This window comes from Flavobacterium sp., assembly GCF_028712645.1.
Taxonomy (GTDB): Bacteria; Bacteroidota; Bacteroidia; order Flavobacteriales; family Flavobacteriaceae; genus Flavobacterium.
Genome location: NZ_JAQTPQ010000368.1, coordinates 1 through 2,748, shown reverse-complemented (window position 1 = coordinate 2,748; position 2,748 = coordinate 1). Strand labels below are relative to the sequence as shown.

Below are 2,748 nucleotides of genomic sequence, written 5' to 3'. Positions count from 1 at the left end.
TTGACGTTCTTACCTCAAAATACGATATAATCGCACGTTTTCAAGGAGGTCCAAATGCAGGACACACTCTAGAATTTGACAGAATAAAACACGTATTAAGAACTATTCCTTCAGGAATTTTTCATAAAACTGCTGTAAATATTATTGGAAATGGGGTAGTAATTGACCCCGTTGTTCTTCAAAAAGAAATTGAAGGATTGGCGAAATTCAATTTAGACATAAAAAATAAATTAATAATTTCAAGAAAAGCACATCTAATTTTACCCACACATCGATTACTTGATGCTGCGTCTGAAACATCGAAAGGCAAAGCAAAAATAGGCTCCACTCTTAAAGGAATTGGCCCAACTTATATGGACAAAACTGGTCGAAACGGAATTCGTGTTGGAGACATTGAATTAGAAGATTTTAAAGAGAGATATCGTGCATTAGCAAATAAGCATGAGGAAATAATTAAATTCTATGATGTTTCTATCCAATACAACCTCGATGAAATGGAAAAAGAATTCTTTGAAGCCATCGAAGAATTGAAAAAAATAGATTTTATAGACAGCGAAGAATACTTAAACCAATCTCAAAGAGCAGGTAAATCCATTTTATGTGAAGGCGCTCAAGGCTCATTACTTGATGTTGATTTTGGAACTTATCCATTTGTAACTTCTTCAAATACTACCGCAGCTGGAGCTTGTACTGGTTTAGGAATTGCTCCAAACAAAATAAAAGAAGTTTACGGAATCTTCAAAGCCTATGTAACTCGTGTAGGAAGCGGTCCGTTCCCAACAGAACTTTTTGACGAAGACGGAGCAACAATGGCTCGCGTTGGAAATGAATTTGGTTCAGTTACAGGAAGGCAAAGACGTTGTGGCTGGCTTGATTTAGTCGCTTTAAAATATGCCGTTCAAGTTAATGGAGTAACTCAACTCATGATGATGAAAGGCGATGTACTTTCAGGTTTCGAAACCTTAAAAGTATGCACACAATACAACTATAAAGGAAAAGTAATTTCGCATTTTCCTTACAACATAGAACCAGAAAATGTTACGCCAGTTTATCAAGATTGCAAAGGATGGAAAGCAGATTTAACCGGAATGACCACTTATGACGAATTGCCAATTGAGTTAAAACAATACATCGAATTCATTGAAAATTATGTCGAAGTGCCAATAAAAATTGTTTCGGTTGGACCAGACAGAAAACAAACCATACTTAAATAAATAAAAAACGCTCTGAAAATCAGAGCGTTTTTTTATTTAAAATCTAACCCTATACAAATGACTAATCCAAAAATAAAAATCCAAAAAACTGATTTACTTTCGGATAATTGGTATGTACTAAATAAAGTAACTTTTGACTATCAAAAAGAAGATAATCCTACTGAAACTCATATAAGAGAAGTTTATGACAGAGGAAATGGCGCTGGAATTCTACTCTATAATTCGATAAAAAAAACAGTAATATTAACACGTCAGTTTCGATTACCAACTTACCTCAACGGAAACAAAACAGGAATGATGATTGAGGTTTGCGCAGGACTTTTAGACAAAGATCATCCCGAGCAATGCATCATTCGAGAAACCGAAGAAGAAACTGGTTATCACCTTACTAAAGTTCAAAAAGTATTTGAAACCTATATGTCACCAGGTTCTGTAACCGAAATTCTTTATTTATTTGTTGGCGAATATGACGAAAGTATGAAAGTTAGCATTGGTGGAGGCATCGATACTGAACAAGAAAATATTGAAGTGCTGGAACTTCCTTTCGACGTTGCTTTCACGATGATTCAAACTGGTGAAATTAATGACGCAAAAACCATTATTCTTTTGCAATATGCCAAAATAAACAAGCTCCTTTAATAAATTAGCACTAACAAATTCAGCCCTTTAGCAACACAGAAGAATAATTTTACTAATTTTACTGAAACGATTATAAGTTTTGGAAAATAAAAAAATAAAACATTCTGCTCTACAAGAAAAAAACGGGATTCCTCCACCAGAAATCATCAATTCAATTGCGGTGGAACAAGTTCAACGATTCAGAAAAACACAACCTTCTTTACAAGAATTAGAAGATGGGATTTTATCTGGGAATATTTCCGCCTTGAGCCGCGCTATAACTTTAGTCGAAAGTACCAATACAAACCATTTGGCGAAAGCCAATAAACTAATTCATTCTTGCTTACCTCACGCCAATAAATCTGTTCGAATAGGAATTACTGGTGTTCCTGGCGTTGGAAAAAGTACTTTTATTGAAGCATTTGGAAAACATTTGACATCTCTAGGAAAAAAAGTAGCTCTTCTGGCAGTTGATCCAAGTAGTACAATTAGTCACGGAAGCATTCTTGGTGATAAAACTCGAATGGAAGAATTAGTAAAAGACAAAAATGCTTTTATCAGACCTTCGGCTTCTGGAGAAACTCTAGGTGGCGTGGCAAGAAAAACTCGTGAATCTATTTCTCTGTGTGAAGCAGCAGGATTTGACATCATAATTATTGAGACTGTTGGTGTTGGCCAAAGTGAAACTGCTGTTCACAGTATGGTTGATTTCTTTTTGCTATTAAAAATTGCTGGTGCTGGAGATGAATTACAAGGCATCAAAAGAGGTATTATGGAAATGGCCGATGCTATTGTCATCAACAAAGCTGATGGTGATAACATCAAAAAAGCAAATTTGGCAAAAACGGAATTCAATCGTGCTTTACATCTATTTCCAGCTAAAAAATCAGGTTGGATTCCCATAACTTCAACTTGT

General features: G+C 35.1%; 3 protein-coding genes. All 3 read left to right on the top strand.

All coding sequences use genetic code 11. The annotated features are described in order from the left end of the window. The coding region (locus tag PHC28_RS17950) for an adenylosuccinate synthase (RefSeq protein WP_300103745.1) at positions 1-1,214 on the top strand (1,214 nt) is incomplete at its 5' end. Between the two features lie 57 nt (positions 1,215-1,271). Further along, positions 1,272-1,853, top strand: a complete 582-nt coding sequence (nudK, locus tag PHC28_RS17945) for a GDP-mannose pyrophosphatase NudK (RefSeq protein WP_300103743.1) — start codon at positions 1,272-1,274, stop codon at positions 1,851-1,853. A 79-nt stretch (positions 1,854-1,932) separates the two neighbouring features. Continuing rightward, on the top strand, positions 1,933-2,748 hold an 816-nt coding region (gene meaB / locus PHC28_RS17940), incomplete at its 3' end, for a methylmalonyl Co-A mutase-associated GTPase MeaB (protein ID WP_300103741.1).